The sequence below is a fragment of the Agrobacterium sp. CFBP 3001 genome, assembly GCF_027871605.1.
Classification (GTDB): Bacteria; Pseudomonadota; Alphaproteobacteria; order Rhizobiales; family Rhizobiaceae; genus Agrobacterium; species Agrobacterium leguminum.
This window is the reverse complement of the sequence record NZ_JAQAHD010000001.1, coordinates 416108-435962: the sequence shown is the minus strand read 5'-3', so window position 1 is coordinate 435962 and position 19855 is coordinate 416108. Positions and strand designations below refer to the sequence as shown.

The window sequence follows — 19855 nt, the reverse complement described above, 5'->3', positions numbered from 1 at the left end:
ATCAAAAGCCGATGAAGACGGGCCCGAAACCATCCACGAATTGGCGGATGAGGGCCGCGACCGACAGGTAAAGCATGAAAAGACCACCCGCGAGAACGAAGGGTGTCGAGATAAAGAAGACCGGAATCTGCGGCGCGAGCTTGTTGATGAGGCCGACCGCGACGTTGAACATCAAGCCGTAAATCACGAAGGGGCTGGCAAGCCGCAGCATGATCGAAAAAGAGGCTCTGAGCGTATCGGTCAGCGTAATCAGCATCTTCTGGCCGCTGATCAGCGCGCCGACCGGCGTGGCGGTGTAGGAATCCACCAGCGCCTTGAGGACGATGTGGTGGAAATCGAATATGAACAGAACCAGCAGGCCGCCGAAGGTGATGAAATTGGATATCTGGTTTTCCTGCACGTCTTCGATCACATCGGCCCCGCCCGGCGCACTGAGACCGATGGAAGCGCCGATGAGCGCACCGGTGAACTGGAAACCGAGGGTGTAGAACCGCGCGATCAGGCCATACATCGAACCGATGACGACCTCTGTGAAGATGAGGCCGACGACCGTGCCCTGGCTTGCGCCGGAAACTTTCGGATAGATCGTGTCCCACAGCACGGGCAGAAGCGCCATGGACACCGCGACGCACAGAAGCATGCGAATCTGCGGCGAAATGCGCGAGCTTGAAAAGCCCGGCATGGTCATGAAGCATGCGCCGATACGGCAGATGGCAAGGAACAATGCAATGATTGTCCCCTGCGGGTCGGTTATCATGAAATGGCGCCCAGAATCTTGATCTCGAGACCCTTGGCCAGTTCCACATGCGAAAGAACCGGCAGGGTCGCAAAGAGTCGCTCGATAATCATGCGCACATAGGACCGCGTTTCCGGCGAGGTTACAAGGACAAAGGGCAGGCCGCGATCCATGAATTCACGGATAACTTTGGATGCCTGCTCGGAAAACTCCTCAAGATGGCGGGGATCGATGTCGAATTCGACGATTTCGCCCTTCTGGTCGCGCTTCAGCGCCTGATGGAAGACCATATCCCATTTGTTGCCGAGGCGCAGGACGCGCAACACGCCATTGTCGGCAAGATCGCCGCAGAGCTGCTGCGACATGCGCACCCGCACATGTTCGACGATCTGTTCCGTCTTGCGCACATGCGGCGCAAGTTCGGCGACCGCTTCGAGAATGAGATGCAGGTTGCGGATTGAGACGCGCTCGGCGAGCAGCAGTTTCAGCACCGCCTGCAGGCCGGAATAGGACATGTGCGACGAGCAAATCTCGTCGGCCAGCTTCTTGTATTCCGGATCGAGCCTGTCGATGAGGATTTTGACGTCCTTGTAGGACAGGAGCTGCGGCAGGTTGTTGCGGATGACTTCGCTCAGATGCGTCAGCACCACGGAGACGTTGTCGATCGGATGGAAGCCTTCGCGCTTCAGATCCTCGGTGAAGGTCTCAAGAATGGAGACGGCGGGCATGCCGAAAGCGGGTTCGCGGATTTCGTCGCCGGGAATGCTCGGCTTGCGCCCTGCCCCGGTCACGACCAGCACGTCGCCGACGCGCAGGTTGCTGGATGCGATGGTCGTGCCGTGAACGCGAATCTGATAGGCTTTTTCCGGGATCATGATGTCGTCGGAAACCTTGATCTCGGGTACGACGAAACCGTATTGGGTCGCGAATTTTTTGCGCATCTTGCCGACGCGGAAGGCCAGTTCCTGATGCGCCCCGAGAAGGCGGGTGGAAACCTGCTTGCCGAGCGCCAGTTCGATCTCGGCCGTCTTCAGCACCTGCTTGACCGAATCCTTTTCCGCCTCGGTGGTCTGGAGAACCTTGTTCTCCTCTTCCTGACGCCGCAGCGCGCTTTCGGCCTCCGCCTGGCGCGGAATATACCAGCTGCCGAAGGCCATGATGCCGCCGAGGAAGATGAAGGGCAGGAAGGGAAGGCCCGGAATGATGGCGAGCAGTCCCATCAGCATGGCCGAGACCATCAGCGCGCGCGGATAACCGCTCAGCTGGTTGACGACCGCCTGGTCCGTCGAGCCGGCGGTGCCGCCGCGCGAGACCAGAAGGCCGGCTGCCAGCGATACGATCAGGGCCGGGATCTGCGAGACGATACCGTCACCGACCGAAAGCTTGACGAAAACGTCGGCCGCTTCGCCGATGGGCATGCCGTGGCGGAAATAACCGATGATGATGCCGCCGAAAATATTGATCGCGGTGATGATGAGGCCGGCAATGGCGTCGCCACGCACGAATTTCGAGGCGCCGTCCATCGAACCGAAGAAGGAGCTTTCCTCTTCCAGCTCGCGGCGGCGGCGCTGCGCTTCCTTTTCATCGATGATGCCGGCGGACAAATCCGCATCGATCGACATCTGCTTGCCGGGAATGGCGTCCAGGGTGAAACGTGCGCCGACTTCGGCGATACGCGTCGCACCCTTGGTGATGACGATGAAGTTGACGGTGATCAGGATCAGGAAGACGATCAGACCGATCACGAAATCGCCGGACATGACGAGGCTGGAGAAGCCCGCAATCACGCCGCCGGCCGCCGTCGGCCCTTCATTGCCGTGGGAGAGAATAACGCGCGTCGTCGCGATGTTCAGCGACAGGCGGATCATCGTCGCGATCAGCAGCACGGTCGGGAAGGACGAGAAATCCAGCGGCCGCTGAATCCAGAGCGCCACCATGAGGATGAGGACCGAAAGCGCAATCGAAAAGGCCAGACCGATATCCACCAGCATGACCGGAATGGGCAGGAAGAGAACGCAGAGGATCGCCACGATGCCCAGTGCGAAACCGATGTCACGCGTGCTCGGACTGACCTTGGGCAGGGAGATGACTGGTGGTTGCGCCATAAATTCGTCCTGTCTCTTCATGAGAAGGGCGACGGAAAAGCCGTCGCACGGTTCCGTAACAACGGTTTTCGAAAAGCGCACGCAATTCGGCCCGATGCTTTGCGCCTATCACTAGCGGCTGAAGCTTGCGCGAAAGTGGCATCCGCAGCGGACGGCGTCAGAAGCCGGACTGGATGCGGGAAAAGACGAGATTGGAAAAGAGCGATATCTGCGCGCCCACGAAGGGGGCGGCGACGCCGAGGACGAGCATGATCGTGACGATCTTGGGAACGAAGGTCAGCGTCATTTCCTGAACCTGGGTCAGGGCCTGAATGAAGGCGATGACGACACCGACGATCATGGCGGCGAGAACCGCGGGACCGGCCGCAACGAGAACCGTCCAGACAGCCGCCTGCATGATGTCAAGCGCATCGGCCTCGTTCATCGTCGCATCCTCAATCCGGAAAGGCGGCGTCATGCCGCCTCTTCAATGTCAGGAACCGGTCGCGCTATCCGAATCGGTTCCGCTATCAGATGTACTCGTAATCGGGCCGTTGGAGAAGGTCACGCCGGCCTGCAGCAGCACCTTGTCACCAGCTTCGGTGATAGCGACAACGCCGTCCGAATAGACCTCGACTTCCTTCACCACGCCGGTGACGGTGTCGTCGGCGCTCTTGACCGTCTTGCCGACCAGATCGGAGGCGCGCGTCAGGGCTTCCGCCTGCAGCATGCTTTTGAGATGGGTGTTGGTCTTGATGGTCTGCTCGACCTGCGAGAAGCTTGCGAGCTGCGACATCTGCTCGCCCGCATCCATCGGGCTGGTCGGATCCTGGTTCTTCATCTGGGCGATGAGGAGCTTCAGGAAGCTGTCGTAGTTCAGCGACGCCGCGCTGCCGTCGGAGCTGCTCGCCCCGGCATTGGCCCAGGGATTTGACGCTGCCGAAGTGACTGCATCTACCGCCATGGTGCTATCTCCTTGCGAATCTGCTCGATCGTTGCGGGGGTCATTTCCTGATTGTTGAGGATTTTTTCCTCGATCGGGTAGAGACCGCGAATGGCCTTCAGCGCTTCGAAAGCCTTGCCCGAGGCAACCAGTCCGTCGATCCGCTTGAGTTCCGCCAGAACCTCGTCATGCTGGAAGCAGTTCAACAGCATGCTGACCGACTTGCGGAACATGTTGGTGGATTGGTCGCGCCCTTCCGGGTTGATGAGGATCATCTGCGCGATGAAATAAAGCTGCCTCAGCGGCGTCGTCGCCTGATCGGGCTGCAAGACGTGGTTTTCAAGCAGAAACGTGACATCGTTCAGGAATTCGAGCGCCACCTTGCGATCCACACGCAGAACCGCGCCGTTGATAAAAATCTTTTCGCCCGATTTCAGCGAAATCCGAAGTGTACTTTTCATTTAAGTCCATCCCTGATGATGGTTGTCACGTCAATTATGCCCTGGAAATTCGTCGACTGACGTTTCCGGATAAGTTCGCACTCTTTCAATATCCAGATCGCGATGGAAATCAGATTGGCCCTGAGCTCCATGGCAAGCTGGTTGTCGGGTTGCTTGAGATCCTCAATGAAGCGGATCCAGACCCGTCGAGTGTAAAAAAGCGCTTCGATCGTGTGGCGCTGCGAAGAGGAATCCCTTGCCTCCACCAGAAGGTCGATCGATTTTGTCAACGCCTGCCGCTCGCGATCCTTCGCGTTGGCGACACCATCCTCCATGATTTCGGCGTAGGAAAACTGGTACATTCATGTATCCTTTATCTGCCGCCACCCCTGTTCATCAGAGGTAGTTCACCAGACTCATTTTTTGCAGACGCGACGTGAGGCTGTATGCGATTTCAATCTGCTGCTGCAGCAGATCGAGGCGGGTCTTCGCCTCGTAGGTATCGATCCCCTCAATATCCAGCAGATGCGTTTCGATGATCTTCTTCTGGGCTGCCAGCGAATCATTGGCCTTCGAAACGCGGCTTTCGGAAAGGCCGAGCTGGCTTTGCTGCTGGTTCAGGCCACTGATGGCGGTGCCGATATTGGTCACCGACTTGGTCGCCACCATTTCGCGAACGCCGCTATCCACCTTTTCGTCGAGGAAGGTCATCGCCGTCATCGCCGTCAGTGCAAAATAACGCATGCCCTGCGAATTGCTGTTGCTGGAGGTTTCCACGACCTCGTTCTGGCTGATGCGGCTCGTCATGTTGGTGTCGCTCGCCTTGGAGCCGAAGGTCGTCCAGAAATCGTAGTTCTGGCCGGCCGTCAGGCTGCTATGGGGCGGGTTCGTTACCGTCGTGGTGCCGTTGAACACACCTTCGATATGGGTCATGAAGGCTTCGGCCTGGGTCTTGGACAGGCCGGTGATGTCGCCAACCGCCGGCGTCTGCGCCGCCATGAATGCGTTCAGCTCTGTCTCATAGGCTTCCTTCAGGGTAGACCCTTCAGCGAAATAGTCATCGACGGGCTTTACATCCGTATTGATGCCGGAGAACAGAAACTCGCCATTGACCGCCGTATTGGCGAAGCTGGTGAAATTGTTGAAGGCATTCGAGATGGTTTTGGCAACCGTCGTCAGCGTCGGCGCTTCGCTGCTGGTATTAGGGACGAGAACCTTCTGAATTTCCTGTGCGGCCTGCGCCATGCCGTCCAGCGCCGTTTGCGAGGATTTGAGGCGTTGCGTTGCAATCGAATTGACGCTCACCAGCGAAGAGATGCGGTCGATATCGCGATTGAGATCGAGGCTGCGGGCGGTGTTGGCGCCAAGCGTCACGCCGAGATCGGCATGCTTGCCCGTCGTCAGCTCGGTATTGAGATTGGTCATCTCGAGCTGAGCCTTGAGGATGGTGCTGCGCATGCTGTTCTGCATCGCCAGCGATGAAATGAATGACGTTTTCATCGTTTACCTCACCATGTCCATCAGGGACTTGAGCATTTCGTCAACGGTCGTCACCAGTTTGGTCGCGGCCTTGTAGGATTGCTCGATATCCATGAGCAGCGACAGTTCCTCGTCCAGACTGACCGCCGTATTGTTCGAATAGGACGTGGCGGAGCGCTCATAAAGCGCGCTTTTCGCTTCGTTCGCAGAAGTCGCGCCGGAACGTTCCTGTTCGAGCCACCCCATCGAGTTGGTGCCGTATTTCAGGATGCTGGTATTCGTATCGATACGTGTCGACGCGGCAAAATTCATGGGCGCGTCGAAAGCAGTAACATAGCTGCGGATCAGCTCGGAGAAACCGGTTCCCCCCGACGCTGCGGTATTGATCACGTAATCGGTACCGTTGATACCGCCGTCGCGCAACAATTCCGGATTGCCACCTTTGGAAATAATTAACGCCGGGTTGACGGTAATGCTGGCTGCGAGCCCGGGAGAGACAATCCCGTCTGCCGGAATGGTCGTCGCCGCCGGCGAGCCGTAGGTGAAGAGACCCGGCATATCCGGCAGGCCGCTGGTCGCGTCGGCCGGCTTTTCCGCAAACATGGTGATGAGGCCGCGGGCGATTTCGTCGAGCTGGCTCTGCATCGTCGGCGCCAGGTCGTCACGAACCTGCATCAGGCCCTGAAGCGAGCCCTCAGACGTCGTGTTACTGCCGCTTCCTGCCTTCAGCGCTACGCCATCGACATAGATTGCGTTGCCCGTGGTCGTCGCATCATAGCCCGGCTGCGTCTTGAAGGTGACGCTGCGCGGCACGATTTCGAACAGCGTCGCGCCATCCGTCGTATAAAGCGCCACATCGTTGTTGGGACGATTGACGACATTGATGCCGATGATGGAGGAAATATCCTTCAGAAGCGTCTCGCGCTGATCGAGAGCGTCGCTTGGATCGCCGCCTATCGCCGTCTGCGCCTTGACCTCGTTATTGGCTTCCTCGAACTTCGCAAGCAGCCCGTTCAGCTTGTCGACCTGAAGGGCGATTTCCTTGTCGGCGCGCAGACGCATCGCCTGCAATTCGTTCGAGGCCTTGTTCAGGGAACTGGCAACATCGGTGGCCGAGGTGACGGCCGTTGCGGCCAGAGCGGCATCGCTCGGCTTGGCGGCGTAAGCGTCCAGGCTCTTCAGCAGTTCCTTCATATAGGTGGCCGGCGAACTCTCATAATCGTTGCCGCCGAAAATGCTCTTCATTTCCTCAAGGCCGGTCAGAACCGTGCTCTGGCCGGAAGCGAGAGAAGAGCTGGAAATCGTCTGCCTGAGAAGACTTTCATTCTGGGCACGGCCGTTGGAGACGATACTCGCTCCAGCCATGGTCGTGCCGAGAATGGCGGTTCGCTTGACGTAGTTAGCATTGCCGACATTGGCAATGTTCTTGGAGGTAACGTCCGTCTGCTTACCTGTATTATTGAAAATCGACTGCGCAGTATTCATTGCTGACGTGAGCGACATTCATCTGTCCTCGTGAGAAGTATTATCTCTTCAGATTGATCAGGACGTCCATCAAATCCGATCCAGTCTGGAAGACTTTCGAATTCGCTGTGTAGATACGCTGGGATTCAATCATGTCGGTGAGTTCGCTGGCGATATCGACGTTCGAGCCTTCCAGCGCGCCCTTCTGGATGTAACCGAAGCTGCCGGTCTGCGCGAAGCCGATGGTGACGACACCCGACTCGTTGCTAGGCAGATAGACGTTACCGTTCTGCGGGCTGAGATTGTCGACGCTCGGCACCGTGGCCAGCGCCAGCTGGTAGATATTGCGGCGACCGCCATCCTGATAGACCGCCGTCACCAGGCCATCCTTGCCGATTTCGACGTCCTTGATCTGGCTTGGGCCGTTACCGTTCAGAACAGCGGTGCCAGGCGTGAACTTCGAGGAGAACTGCGTCATCTGCGACAGGTCGATCTCGATCGCCTGCGCCACGCCGCTGTTGTTGTCATTAATCGTGATCGAGTTATCCGATCCGGTGGTGAGCTTGTTGGTGGCGGGATCGAAGGTCAGGGTGACCGTTTCCTTGACGAGCGTAGCCGGGGCAGTTGCCGTATAGGGGAAGCCGCCATCCGTCGACTGATCCTGACGATAAACCGACACTTCCCACTGCGGATTGCCGGACGCATCGTTGTCAATGCGCGTGTAATAGAAGTCGTAAAGAACCTTGGCTCCGCCGCTGTCGAACGCCGTGAGCGACGTCTTGCTGCCAACCGTCGACGTTGCGACGTTGGCACTTGGGCGCGATCCCGCAGCAACGATTGCCTCATCACGATTAAGGTTGGCCGGGAAGCTGCCCTGTGTGGAGGGAGACGCCGTCAGACCGAAGTCATTGATATTGATGGCCTCAAGGCCGGTGAAGCCGTTGACGACCGCAGCCGGCGGGTTGGCGCCGTAAGGGTAACCCATCAGCATGAAGCCTGCCGCATTCTCCAGATAACCTTCCGAATTCTTCTGGAAGGAGCCGGCGCGGGTGAGGTAGGGCGTGCCTGCACCGTCCTGAACCACGAAGAAACCGTTGCCCTGAACGGCAAGGTCGGTGCTGGAGGTGGTGTAGGAGAGGTTGCCCTGCTCCGAAATGCTGTAGCGAACGTTGGACTGCACGCCGCCGGACGCGTAGCTGCCCGACGAGGAGGGCAGAACGAGCGAGGAGAACGACGTCGATGCGCGCTTGTAGCCGGTGGTGCTTGCATTGGCGATGTTGTCGCCCACGGTCCCCAGCTTGTTCGCCTGCGCATTCATGCCGGACACACCGGTTCGCATAGTGCCGAAAATACTCATTCAAAAACCCTCGTGGTCATCTTTCAGGGAGAAGGTAAAGCGTTTGGCTTGCGTGAAGCTGTCGGAAATACCGCGTTTGAAAAAGACCACGCGGGTCAATGAAAATCATTGCCAATCAATGCTGTAGCCGAGGAAACGTTTGGAATCGACCGGATCGTAGCCAAGCTTCTTACGCAGCTTCTTGCGCAGCTTGCTGATGTGGCTTTCAACGACGTTTTCTTCGACGTCGTCATCGAAGATGCCGTAGATGGCATTGAAAATCTGCGCCTTGGAAACGCGGCGTCCGCGATTGGCGATCAAATATTCGAGGATGCGGCGCTCACGGCGCGGCAAGGGGAACACTTCACCACCCACTTCCGGGTCGCGGCCGTCGGAGAAAACCCGGATCGGTCCAGCATCGGTGAAGTTCGAGATGACCTGCAATCGGCGACGGATCGCCGCCGCACGTGCAAGGATTTCACGGGGGTGTACCGGCTTGCGCACGACGTCGTCGACGCCGCTGTCGAAAAGCGCCAGCGTCGATTCCAGCGAGGGCTGGTCGCTGACCGCGATCACCGGGGCCGTCGTGCGATCCCTGATCGCCTTCGGCAAAGAAAAGCTCCGGTCGCCCTGGCCGATCAGGAAGGCTTCCACAGCCGCAAGATCGCTTTCCGCCGCCGTCGAGACCCACTCCCCGAATTCGACCGGATCGAACCCGGTCGAGGGAATGCCCTCACGCCCAAATAGAGATGTATAGCCGTCTTTAACGAGCTCGCGCTCATCAACCACTACGATCATTCGTCCGCCTCCGAATCAGTGTGGTGTTTTCCAATGAGGCATTGGTACGAATCGGGCGATTCAGGGACAACTGTAGGAAATCATCGATAGATATTAATAATTGATTAACCATTTTGTGCCGATTTGATCTATATATAGTGGGTATTAACCATATATGGCACAAAATTTTTGTGTAGAAATTTCAAAATTCCGAAAAAACCGCTTGAAATGCCTTTTTTCGATCAATCTATCGCCACATTTCAAAATACGAGTCCCGCGGCGCCTGAAAGCAATTTCAGGTTGTTAACCGTTGCAGAAATTTTTCGCGTTGGCGGTCCATTTTCCGTAGCCCGTCGCCACCAGATTGGCGATGACACGACAGACATATTTCTTCTGCGCCGGATCATTGTTGGGGCCGGCATGATAGCGCGCGACCGCCATGGTCCAGGTTTCATGCCTGTTGTGGAGGTTGCGCAGAAACATGGCGGCATATTCCACATTGCGGCGCGGATCGAACATTTCCCGTGCGGATGCGAAGTTTTCGCCATGGAAATAATGATTTATCTGCATGCATCCGAGGTCGATCAGCTTGGCGCCGTTGCGCTTCGCCGCTTCAAAAGTGGTCAAAGCCTCCTCGGTGGAGGAGGCAAATACCGGTTTTCCCTCGATATTCATGGCGTTGGGGTCGAGACGCCCCTTGCGGCCCGTTTCGGTCAGCCCCACCGAATAGAGAATTCCCTCCGGCACGCCATATTTGCGGGCCGCCGACTGGATCTCTCTTTCACAGACACCTGACGTTGCCGAAGCGGACGCGTTCTCAGAGGTAGACGCCATTGTCAGCAGAAGAGCGGGCAGAGCCAGAAACGCCATCCATGCCTTCATTATGCACCCCCAAATTATCGCCATTGCCTTGCCGCTCGCCCCGTGCTCCGGACTCGTCACGGTTGCGCCCGGCGGCGGCCTGCTGACCCTGCTGCTGCGCCTGCTGATTTTGCTGATTGTTGCCTTGTGTGCCCGTTTGGTCACTCTTGTCGGAAGAAGCGATGCTGATGGTGATGTTATCGACCGTCAGACCCTGCGCCTTGAGACCATCGAGGATGCTCTTGCTGTCTTCCTGGAGCTTTTTATAGGCCGCAACACTCTCCACCGTCATGTGAACGGCAAGCTCGTCACCGGCAAGCCGCAGCGACATTGTCACCGATCCAAGCTCGATCGGCGTCATGTGCAGCTTCAGCGTATGGACGACCTTGCCGGTGCTGCTCTGGGCCGCCGCATTGGAGAGCGACGAACCGGGCTGCATGGCGCTCACCCATTCCGGATCGTTGACGATCAGGCCGGTCAGGGCCGACGCGTTGGTCGAGGGCGCCAGGCCGATGAACCGCCGCGAATCAAGAACCGTTATGGTGTCGGCCGCCTTGCCGGTGCTTTCGCGTGCATCGAACTCGACACGGCCTTCACGCTGAACGGTGCTCATATCCAGAGCCCGCGCCGCGCCTGATCGCGGAGACGAAAAACGGAATGCCGAGGCATCCCCCTCGTTTTCCGAAGCAGAACCCGCCTCGTTACCGGCTGGTGCGATCCCTGTCGGCATGTCCTTGACCGAATGCTCGACCTTGCCTCGGACAGGTTCAGCGCGGTCTGATTTCACCGCGTCGGCCTTGCCGGCAATCGCCTGTGCAATTTCCTCAAGCGGTGTCTTGGCCGTCGCCATATCGGCGGTATTGGCTGTCACCAGCCGCAGTTCCGCCAGCTTCGGATCGATCGTATCGTCCGTCACCTCGGCGTCCTTGTCGGCGTCGTCCTTGAGCTTCTTGCCGGTCTTGCCGTTTTCCGGCGTTGTGCGGGCCGTTTTCACGGCGTTTTGAAACTCGGCCACCGTCTCCTGGGCACGACCTTCGCCGGCATGCTCGTTGACGATCACATTGAGAAATGTTGCGGGCCGCTTGACCGGGACATCCATCTTTTCCGCCTCGCCATCGGGCTGCGCCTGCTGCTCTTCAGCCGGGTTCTCGTCCTGCTGATGCCGCGAATGCAGCGCCTGCGGCGGGCGCTCGTCCCGAACCGTGGAAAGGACATCGCCGAAACTGCCGCCCTTGGCGTCGTCCCTGACGCTGGCGCTGCCGGCGCGCGGATCGGATGGCGGCGCATTCATTATCGCATTGATGGCTGCGTCGATCATGGTGCCCCCTCGCCTTTCTTCAACAGGCTGTCGATTTCATCGAGCTTGCTGCGACCGCTCGTCACGAGTTGCCGCACGTTGTCGCCCTCATCGTCAGCCTTCTGGGTTTCGACCCGCCATATGCTTCTTGCATCGGCAGCGTTCGCTTCGTTTTCGGGCGCATTCCGCCCGGTGTCCTTCGTGGCCGCAGTGTCGGCCTCGACGCCGGACTGCGGAGAAGGAGGACGAACCACCTGCTCGGCAATCGCTCTTGCCGCCTCCCGCAAGGCCCTGTCCCGATCCGAAAGCTGCGCTTCGGGAATCTGCCCTATTGTCTCGATTGCGCTCACCACATCGGGCGTGCCGATGTTGGAAAGGCTTTCATAGAGATTTGCCTGTACTTCCGGCTCACCCGGCAGCGCAGGAGATAGCGCCTTCGCCTTCAAAGCCGCCATGCGCGCCAGCGAATCCTTGCCGCTGATCGCCGCGAGGCGGGAAAGCCGCAGATAGGCTTCCTTCTGCCTCTCGGTATCCATCATGGCGAAGGTTTCCTGTATCGCCTCCTCCCCGATGGAATCGGCGCGCTTGACCACCAGCGAGACCAGAAGGTCCGCAAACTGGCTGGCATAGGGCGAATGCAGGAACCGCCGCGCATAACGCTGCGCATATTCGACGCCGCGTGCCGCATCGCCGTCCTCGACCGCGATGGCGAGCGAACGGCGCAATGCGGCCTCCTCGACGATGGTACCCGGCGCTTCGAGCCGGGCGATATCGTAAAAACCAAGCGCCGCCAGCGGATCGCGCGGGATCGTCACATTGCCGCCGATCAGCGCAAGGTAGGCGCCGATCCGCTTGCCGCGATATTCCGGCACCATGGCCGCAATGCTCTGCGCGACAAGCGTTCCCTTGCCGGAGAGGTATTTGCGCAGGATATCGGCAACGCGGCTGTCGAAATTGCCATCCACATCGCGCGCGACCAGCAGTTCCAGCGTGGCCGGATTGCCGCCGCTCATCGCATAGATGAGCGCCGCATCGACATTGCGCGGATCCTTGAAGATCGCCGAAGGCGCGCTCTTCAGCCGCTCGTCGATGGTCTGAAGTAGAAATCGCTGCATTTCCGAAGCGGAATGGTCGCCCATGGCGACCGAATCCTGCACGAATTGCAGTGAGCGGAGCATGGCATAAGGCATGAGATTGTCTTGCGACTGCGAAAACGCCCTGCCCGGCTCGGAGCCGAGACCGCAAAGCGTCGCCGCAAGAAGAAGCCAGCGTTTCGAGGTTTTCGTCACACTCACCCCCGATCGGCCTCAAGCAGAATTTCGATGCGGCGGTTGGCGTCCGCCAGAGGGTCCGCCGGCACCTGCAATCTGCGGTCCGCAAAACCCGACACCTGCTTTACCCGCTCTTCCGACAGGCCGCCGCGCACCAGCATGTAATAGGCGCTATGGGCGCGATCCATGGAAAGCCGCCAGTTGTCATTGGCCTCGCCCTTGAACTGCCGTCCGTCGGTATGGCCGCGTATCACCACGCTGCCACCGCGCTCCTGAAGCAGTTTGCCGATTTTTTCCATGGCCAGAACCATTTCACGCCGGGGAACGGCCGATCCGATATTGAACATCGGCGTTTCCGTCTGGTCGGAAATGGTGAGCAGCAATCCGCCTTCGGCCGGCGTCACCACCAGACCTTCGGAAAGCTTGCCGGTAATGCCGGATATCTGCTTCTCGATCTCTTCGCGCAGCGTGTCGGCCTTTTCCCAGTCGGCGTCGCTGGCCTTTTGCTCTGCATCGCTCGCCTGGCGCGGCTCGTCCGGCTTTGGCTGCGCGAGCGCTGCCTGCTCGGCGGCATCCGGGCGCTGCTGCGGCACAACGGCGGCGACTTCCATCGATTTGCCGTCTTCCGCCTTGTCGGCCGGTGTCTCGGACGCCTTGAGCGCGACCGCCTGAGCGTTTTCGGCCGCATCCTCCTGTTTGCTCTCGGCGACTTGCTGCTGTTCAACCGGTTTCTGCGGCTGATCGGCGCGGGTGATTTTCACCTGCTGGGTCCAGAAATCGGGATCGAACGGATCGCGATAGGCTTCACCGCCGCTAGCGCCGGTCGCCGGGCCGGAATCGGCGGCGCCGCCCTCGCCCTTGGCGCTGACATTGGCCTGCTGGCCCACCTGCTGGGCGATTTCCGCCAGCACGGAATAGGGATTTTCGAAAAAGTCCGCTTCGGAGAAGTTCGACTGCTCACCGGTCTGCGAGGTCAGGTCTTCGCCCGTCGCCGCGGCCGAGCCTTTGGTGACCTTTTCCGCCTGGATGTTGGACTGGTCCTTCTTCTGGACGCCCTCTTCCTTGTCCACCGGCTTTTCCAGCCCCTTGGACGAGGGTTTCTCATCGGACAGCTTGATCGGGTTGAAGTAGCTGGCGACCGAGGCCTTGGTTTCCTCATTGGCGGCATTGACCAGCCACATGACGAGGAAGAACGCCATCATCGCCGTCATGAAGTCGGCATAGGCGATTTTCCACGCACCGCCATGGGCGCCGTCATGACCGCCCTTGTGGCGCTTGACGATGATGATCTCGTTTTTACCGTGGTGGTGATTTTCGCCTTCACTCATTTCATCACCTTGCGAAGACTGGACGCCCAGGCGGACATGCGCGTCACGAACACGCTTTCACCCAACTCGACGGAAAGATCGATATCGGTGGTCTCGGTAAATTTCATCGTTTCTTCTTCAAAGCCCGGCTGCGTCTTCAGCCGCTCGAACAAATCTTTCGGGCCTTTCACGACAAGCGTGACCCCTTCGCCATCCGGCATGGCGCTACGCACCACATCCGCCAGCGCCGAGACCGCCTTCAGCGACAGCTTTTCCGTCAGGACCGGAGCAAGGATATTGGCGGTCTGTTCGCTGAGATTGGCCGCAATCGCGTCGATACCCTCGCGCAGACCACGGGACAGGGAAGCCGCGATTTCTTCGAGGTGTCCCGAACGCAGGGCCTCCAGCTCGGCCGCATGGGCGGCGATCAGCTCTTCCCGCTCCGCCTGCATCTTCTCGGTGATCTCGCGGGTAGCATCTTCGCGGCCGCGGTCATAGGCCGCCTGTTTCTCGCTCTCCACATCGACGGGAGCAAATTCGTCGAAACCGGAAGCGCCGTCGGCAAAACCGGACAGGAAATCCGTATCGGCCAACGGGTCGCCGAAGGCCTGCGCCGCCGGTTGCGGTTGCGCTTCACCGAAGTCCTTGAGAAACCGTGCGATGGACGCGCTCATGCCTGCCCCCGGCAAAACAGGAGAAAGCGGCCAGACATGTTTCGTCGCCCGCGCGAATCGCAAAAGCCTCGCCGCATTTCCGGACGGAAAACCGGGGTCCACTTTTCCTGGAAATGCTCTAAGCCGTTTGGCGGCACCACCGTCATCCTTGCTACCCTGCCCGTCTCTTCCATGTTTCCCGGCCGGATCACGCCATGCGATCCGCCCCATACTGACCCGACGTTAGGTGTTCAAACTTGTGCGAGGATGAAGGCGGGCTCGATCAGGAAGCCTGCGCCAATTCATCCCCGCGCGCCCACGCCGGCCAGAGCCGTTACTTGAAGAGCTGGAGAATATTTTCCGCATTGGCGTTGGCGATGGAGAGCGCCTGGATGCCGAGCTGCTGCTGCGTCTGCAGCGCCTTCAGCCTGGTCGATTCCTCGTTCATGTCGGCATCGACGAGACGGCCGATGCCCTTGTCGATCACATCCATCAGGCTGGAAACGAAGTTGTCCTGCATGCTGATGCGGCTCTGCAGCGAACCCAGGCTGGAAGCCGTGCTGGTCATCGCCTCAAGCTGCCCGTCGACGAAGGACATCATCATGTCGATGGCGTCTGCGTCGGTATAGGTCGTGCCGCCGCCGGCAAAACCGCCCATGGCCGCGGCAACGATATCGAGATTGCCGAGATCGAGGGTGGAAACGGAAAAGCCGAGGGAACGAGCGGCCGAAGCTGCTCCGCTGCTGGTATCGTAAAACCAGTCGTTGCTGCTGGTGTCGCGATAGGCAGGAGAAACGGTGGTGCCGCCGCTCGACGGATCCGTCCCCGTCACCTTGACCCATACATTTTCGGCAAGGCGGAGATAATTAGCGGTGCCGTCGCTATAGACATTCGGATCCGTATTCGTATCCGTCGTTGCGGCATTCAGCGCGCCGATTTCTGCGTCGGTGAGCTTCGGTACGACAAAACCCGCCTGCGTCGCCGTGCCGGCGGTCGTCGAGGTCTGGGTGACTTCATATTCCGTCTTACTGACGAAAACGGCGTTTTTGTCGAGAATACCGAGCTTTCCGCCACTGAGGTCGAAAAGGACGGTGCTGCTGTCGAGCGTGTAGTCAACGGTGGTGACCCCGACATTGCCCGAGCCAGTGCGGGTGAAGGATGCGACGACCTTTTTGGTGATCGATTCTTCAACCGGCGGCGTGCCACCGTTGCTGATACTGGCCTGCAGCCAATTTTCACCCGAGAAGGAGGCCGATTCGGAGATGCTCTTCAGCTGTTCCTGAAGCTGCTTGATTTCATCCTGAATCTTGCTGCGGTCGGCACCCACGCCATAGGCGGCGACGAGCTTGGCCTTGATCTGCTTGACGACCTCGATCGTGCTTTCAAGCGCGTCATAGGCGGTATCGACCTTGGCGGCGCCCAGACCCAAAGCATCCTGCACGGCCGAAAGCGCATTGTTGTCGGAGCGCATTGTCGTTGCAATGGACCAGTAGGCCGCGTTGTCCGCCGCAGTCTCGACACGATAGCCGGAAGACACGCGCGCCTGCGTCGTTTCCAGATTCTTGTCGATCATCCGCAGGGTTTGCAGCGCGGCCATTGCCGCCGCATTGGTCAAAATGCTGGTCATGGGGTCCACCCAACTCAAAATTTAAGAAAAAATCCGGCGCTGTGCCGACAACGAGCAGGGGCATCATGCGCATCGGCAATGGTCTGAACCGACCACCGCGACCTGCCGTTCGTTAACAAATCGTTAATACGATAGGTAACAAACAACGAGCCTGATTTGCAAGGCGTTCCTCGCTTTCGCAGCCGTGTTTCGCATAAACCGGCAGGCTTCAGGCAAGCTCGGATTAAAACGCACCGGAATGAGGCTGTTGCGCCCGCGATTTCGGCGCGCGCAACGGAGATGACGGAAATAGGGAGCGGGTGATCCGGTTAAGCCGCTTCGCCCTGACGGGTGGGCACGAATCGGGCAGCCGTCAGGCTTTGACGAAGAAACTCGGTGTTCTCGTCCGGATTTTCGGAAGGATTCTGAAACGAGACGTGATTGATCTCAATCGCCGCATGCTCGTTGGCGAGCGTCAATCGCGCATAGACCGTGGCGCCCTTCGGCTTCAGTTCGAGATCGAGGACGATCTCCGGCGCGCCTTCCCATTCGAGCTTATATTCGCCGCCGGCGCCGAAATTGATCGTACCGGGATGATAATAAAGCTCCGCAGCCGATGAAACGAGGTCGGCGATACTGCCGTAGCACTCGAATCGAAGCAGCGAAATCAGGTCGGCCGGGTCTAACAATCGAAGTTCGGTGGCAATCGGGTTGATCGCCTCTGCGACGATCATTTCCCGCTGTTCGGAATAGGCGGATTTTTTCATTGGTTTTATTGAACCCGTATTTTCGATGACTTCATGGCGTAAACCCGGTGAACGAGCTCAGCCACAGCCTTGTAAAAGACTGGTGGAATCACACTATCTACCGAGACTTGCGCAAACATGGAGCGTGCAAGCGGCGGGTCTTCAAAAACGGGGATATTGTTTTCTTCCGCAATCTCGCGGATTTTCAATGCGATAAGGTCCTGACCCTTGGCGACGACGACAGGTGCGTCGCCTTCTTCGCGAACATAACGCAGCGCCACCGCAAAGTGTGTCGGGTTGGCGATGACGAGTGTGGCGCGCGGCACATTGTTGATCATGCGGCGGCGGGCACGGTCGCGGGCGATGGAGCGCTGGCGGGATTTGACCACGGGGTCGCCCTGCGACTGCTTGTATTCTTCCTTCACCTCATGCTTCGTCATCTTCAGCTGGCTGAACCAGTGGTGGCGCGTCCACAAAACGTCGACGGCGGCAAGCAGCGCGGTCGAAAGCAGAATCACGACCATCATCTTTTTGACGATCTCGACGACGCGGACGAAAATCACCTGCGGATCGGAGAACATCAGATCGATGAGGCTGTAAAAATCGCCACGCAGGGCAAGGAACATGATCACCGAGACGATCATGATCTTGAATACGGATTTGCCGAATTCAACGAAACCCTGCTTGCTGTAGATGCGCGTGAAGCCCTTCGCCGGCGAGACGCGCGACCATTGCGGACGCACCCGCTCAAGCACCGGCGACGGCAGGTTCTGGAAAAACGACGAGGCAAGCCCGAAGACGATGAACATGATCATCGCCGGCATGAGCAGATAGGCCATCGAGGTGCCGAGAAAATACAATAGCGACAGGGCATCCGGCCGGGTGCTGAGGTCCCACTGTTCGGGCTGGCCGAACAGGTCCTTCAATGTGACGCCAAGACGACCGGCGCCATCGGGCAGGAAGAAGACCAGGTAACAATAAAAGGCGAGCGACGACGCAAAGATCGGCACTTCGCGAGAAAACGGAAGATTGCCCTTTTCCGCCGCATCACGGAGTTTTTTCTCCGTTGGGGCTTCTGTTTTACTGTCCTTGTCCTGATCGTCTGCCAAGGCACGTCTCCGGGATCAAAAAAGGCCCGCCGATCCCGGCAGGCCGTCAATCCCGAAACTAGCGCCCGTGACCGGCCATCGCAATGGCCGCTTCCGCCGTAAGGGCGGGTTATCAACCGGCTTCCGCTCAAGCAGCGGCCGGTTGTTCCTCCGCGGAAGCTTCCTTCAGCTGGATCTGGCCGGAATTGGCGAGCCGGATCGCTTCCTGCGCGACGGCGCGGCGTGCGATTGCCACTTCGCGGGTGTTGATCGAGGCCTGCGGCACCGCAAGGTCCGATTCGATCATGCGGCGCTGGCGCGGGCTGATGCTGGAGAGCACACATTCCTTGATTTCCATCGTGGCGCCGCGCAGCGCCATCGTCAGAACATCGGCCGAGACATCGTTGAGCAGCAGGACACGGCTGCGCTGCGGCATGAACATGAGGTCGTCGAAGAGGAAGATCTTTGGCTTGACCTTGTTTGCGGCTTCCTTGCTGAGCGTCTCGAGCGAGCTGAGCAGCGTATCGACCTGCGGCTTGTCCAGTTCGTTCATCAGATCGGCAACCTTCGTGGAACCGCCGGCATTACGCTCGGCCTCGATTTCGTTGATGAGGTTGACCACACGCTTCTCGATGATCTGGGCAGCCGTCGGGCTGACTTCCTTCATATTGACGGTACGGTTCATGATATCGGCGCGCTGCTCTTCCGGAATGGTCAGGAGAACCTTAGCGCCGAAGGAAGAAGGCAGCATGGAGAGGATATAGGCGATGGTCTGCGGATGTTCGCGCAGCAGGAACTTGCCGACGAATTCCGGCTCGGCTTCCTGCAGGCGGTCCCAGATCGACGCTTCATAGGCCTGGAAGGCCGCGCGACGGCCGAGAAGGCTGTCCACCTCTTCAGGGGTGAGGCCCTCTTCGAGAATGCTCTCGATTGCCTTGGCATTGTCCATGAGGCCCGTTCCTTCGGTGAACAGGTCTTCGAATTCGGCGACTATCTGGGCAAGCTCATCGGGAGGAATGACACGCAGGGTCTGGGCCGAGGAAATGATCATCTGCAATTCGTGCTGCGTGAAAAATTTCAGCAGCTTGCCGGCGACGCCCTTGCCCATGGCAAGAAGCACCGCGGCCGCCTTGTCGGCCTGAGACAACGGTTTCCCTGCCAGGGGGTTACCGAAATCCTCGAAGTCCATCATGGTCTTTCCTCTCCGTCCCCACAGGGATCAGGCTTTCTTCGTACTCAGTACTTCAATCAATTTTACGCCGAAGCGCGTATCGTCGTCTTCCAGAACCGTTATTTCACCGCGCGCAATACGGCGGCCATTCACCATGATCTCGACCGGCTCGCCGATCTTGCGATCAAGCGCGATCGTTGCGCCCTCTTCAAGGCTCATCAGCCCCGAAACGAGCATTCTGCTGGTGCCAAGCACGATCTGGACATCGATCGGGATGTCCATGATCATTTCCATGTTTTCGGACAATCCGCTGCCAAGCGGCGCCTTCACGCCCGCAACCTGCGGGGCGGCGGCAAAATCATCCATCCCAAAATCGGCCGTTCCGCCACCGAAAGCGGAAAGGTCGGTATCCGTCGAGACCTCGTCCGTGCTGCCGAAATCGCCGAAGTCGCCGAAATCGGAGAGCGAACCTTCCGCATCCGTCTTGAGGACGCCACGCAGATCGCCGATAGCCTGGTCGAGGTCGCCGCCGTCTTCAAACGACGGCAACGCCGCATCATCGGTCACAGGTGTTTTCTTCGTAGCCATGCGCTGAT

At 58.8% G+C, this 19855-nt stretch carries 20 protein-coding genes; all 20 read right to left on the bottom strand.

Going from position 1 to position 19855, the window contains the following annotated elements:
- Window position 1: 1 nt before the first annotated feature.
- Window positions 2-757 carry a flagellar biosynthetic protein FliR gene (gene fliR / locus PH605_RS02175; RefSeq protein WP_020812910.1) on the bottom strand — a complete coding sequence of 252 codons (756 nt, stop codon included), beginning with the start codon at window positions 755-757 and terminating at the stop codon, window positions 2-4.
- The gene (flhA, locus tag PH605_RS02170) at window positions 754-2841 is read right to left on the bottom strand and encodes a flagellar biosynthesis protein FlhA (RefSeq protein ID WP_004432552.1); all 2088 of its coding nucleotides are present in this window, start codon (window positions 2839-2841) and stop codon (window positions 754-756) included. Before flhA ends, fliR begins: the two co-directional genes overlap by 4 nt.
- A gap of 157 nt (window positions 2842-2998) precedes the next feature.
- Complete coding sequence (fliQ, locus tag PH605_RS02165; protein WP_003503352.1) at window positions 2999-3265, bottom strand: flagellar biosynthesis protein FliQ; 267 nt, start codon at window positions 3263-3265, stop codon at window positions 2999-3001.
- 48 nt (window positions 3266-3313) lie between these two features.
- Window positions 3314-3784, bottom strand: coding sequence for a flagellar hook assembly protein FlgD (gene flgD, locus PH605_RS02160; protein ID WP_065654445.1), 471 nt, complete (start codon window positions 3782-3784; stop codon window positions 3314-3316).
- Window positions 3775-4224: a flagellar biosynthesis repressor FlbT gene (gene flbT, locus PH605_RS02155; protein ID WP_003503362.1), complete on the bottom strand. Its 450-nt coding sequence runs from the start codon at window positions 4222-4224 to the stop codon at window positions 3775-3777. The genes flgD and flbT overlap by 10 nt, the downstream gene beginning before the upstream one ends.
- Window positions 4221-4565, bottom strand: a complete 345-nt coding sequence (gene flaF / locus PH605_RS02150) for a flagellar biosynthesis regulator FlaF (protein ID WP_004432537.1) — start codon at window positions 4563-4565, stop codon at window positions 4221-4223. The genes flbT and flaF overlap by 4 nt, the downstream gene beginning before the upstream one ends.
- Before the next feature lie 34 nt (window positions 4566-4599).
- Window positions 4600-5703 (bottom strand): flagellar hook-associated family protein, encoded by a 1104-nt coding sequence (locus PH605_RS02145; protein ID WP_065654446.1) that lies wholly within the window; start codon window positions 5701-5703, stop codon window positions 4600-4602.
- 3 nt (window positions 5704-5706) lie between these two features.
- Window positions 5707-7185, bottom strand: a complete 1479-nt coding sequence (flgK, locus tag PH605_RS02140; RefSeq protein WP_065654447.1) for a flagellar hook-associated protein FlgK — start codon at window positions 7183-7185, stop codon at window positions 5707-5709.
- 22 nt (window positions 7186-7207) lie between these two features.
- A complete protein-coding gene (locus PH605_RS02135) occupies window positions 7208-8503 on the bottom strand; it encodes a flagellar hook protein FlgE (RefSeq protein WP_142844028.1) in 1296 nt (431 codons plus the stop codon).
- 105 nt (window positions 8504-8608) lie between these two features.
- Window positions 8609-9280, bottom strand: coding sequence for a response regulator transcription factor (locus tag PH605_RS02130; RefSeq protein ID WP_004432529.1), 672 nt, complete (start codon window positions 9278-9280; stop codon window positions 8609-8611).
- A 282-nt stretch (window positions 9281-9562) separates the two neighbouring features.
- Window positions 9563-10129: a lytic transglycosylase domain-containing protein gene (locus PH605_RS02125; RefSeq protein WP_161987685.1), complete on the bottom strand. Its 567-nt coding sequence runs from the start codon at window positions 10127-10129 to the stop codon at window positions 9563-9565.
- Entirely contained in the window at window positions 10077-11438 is a 1362-nt protein-coding gene (gene fliK / locus PH605_RS02120; protein WP_142844029.1) for a flagellar hook-length control protein FliK, read from the bottom strand. The genes PH605_RS02125 and fliK overlap by 53 nt, the downstream gene beginning before the upstream one ends.
- Window positions 11435-12712, bottom strand: coding sequence for a chemotaxis protein MotC (gene motC, locus PH605_RS02115; protein ID WP_125144810.1), 1278 nt, complete (start codon window positions 12710-12712; stop codon window positions 11435-11437). Before motC ends, fliK begins: the two co-directional genes overlap by 4 nt.
- The gene (locus PH605_RS02110; RefSeq protein ID WP_125144811.1) at window positions 12709-14016 is read right to left on the bottom strand and encodes a MotB family protein; all 1308 of its coding nucleotides are present in this window, start codon (window positions 14014-14016) and stop codon (window positions 12709-12711) included. Before PH605_RS02110 ends, motC begins: the two co-directional genes overlap by 4 nt.
- Window positions 14013-14669: a hypothetical protein gene (locus PH605_RS02105; protein ID WP_125144812.1), complete on the bottom strand. Its 657-nt coding sequence runs from the start codon at window positions 14667-14669 to the stop codon at window positions 14013-14015. The genes PH605_RS02110 and PH605_RS02105 overlap by 4 nt, the downstream gene beginning before the upstream one ends.
- A 313-nt stretch (window positions 14670-14982) precedes the next feature.
- A complete protein-coding gene (locus PH605_RS02100; protein WP_065654453.1) occupies window positions 14983-16275 on the bottom strand; it encodes a flagellin N-terminal helical domain-containing protein in 1293 nt (430 codons plus the stop codon).
- A 308-nt stretch (window positions 16276-16583) separates the two neighbouring features.
- On the bottom strand, window positions 16584-17021 hold the full coding sequence (locus PH605_RS02095) for a hypothetical protein (RefSeq protein WP_004432518.1): 438 nt from the start codon (window positions 17019-17021) through the stop codon (window positions 16584-16586).
- Window positions 17022-17026: 5 nt separating this feature from the next.
- On the bottom strand, window positions 17027-18109 hold the full coding sequence (gene flhB / locus PH605_RS02090; RefSeq protein ID WP_004432517.1) for a flagellar biosynthesis protein FlhB: 1083 nt from the start codon (window positions 18107-18109) through the stop codon (window positions 17027-17029).
- 127 nt (window positions 18110-18236) lie between these two features.
- On the bottom strand, window positions 18237-19280 hold the full coding sequence (gene fliG, locus PH605_RS02085; RefSeq protein ID WP_020811423.1) for a flagellar motor switch protein FliG: 1044 nt from the start codon (window positions 19278-19280) through the stop codon (window positions 18237-18239).
- 27 nt (window positions 19281-19307) lie between these two features.
- Complete coding sequence (gene fliN / locus PH605_RS02080) at window positions 19308-19847, bottom strand: flagellar motor switch protein FliN (RefSeq protein WP_065654454.1); 540 nt, start codon at window positions 19845-19847, stop codon at window positions 19308-19310.
- Window positions 19848-19855: the final 8 nt, after the last annotated feature.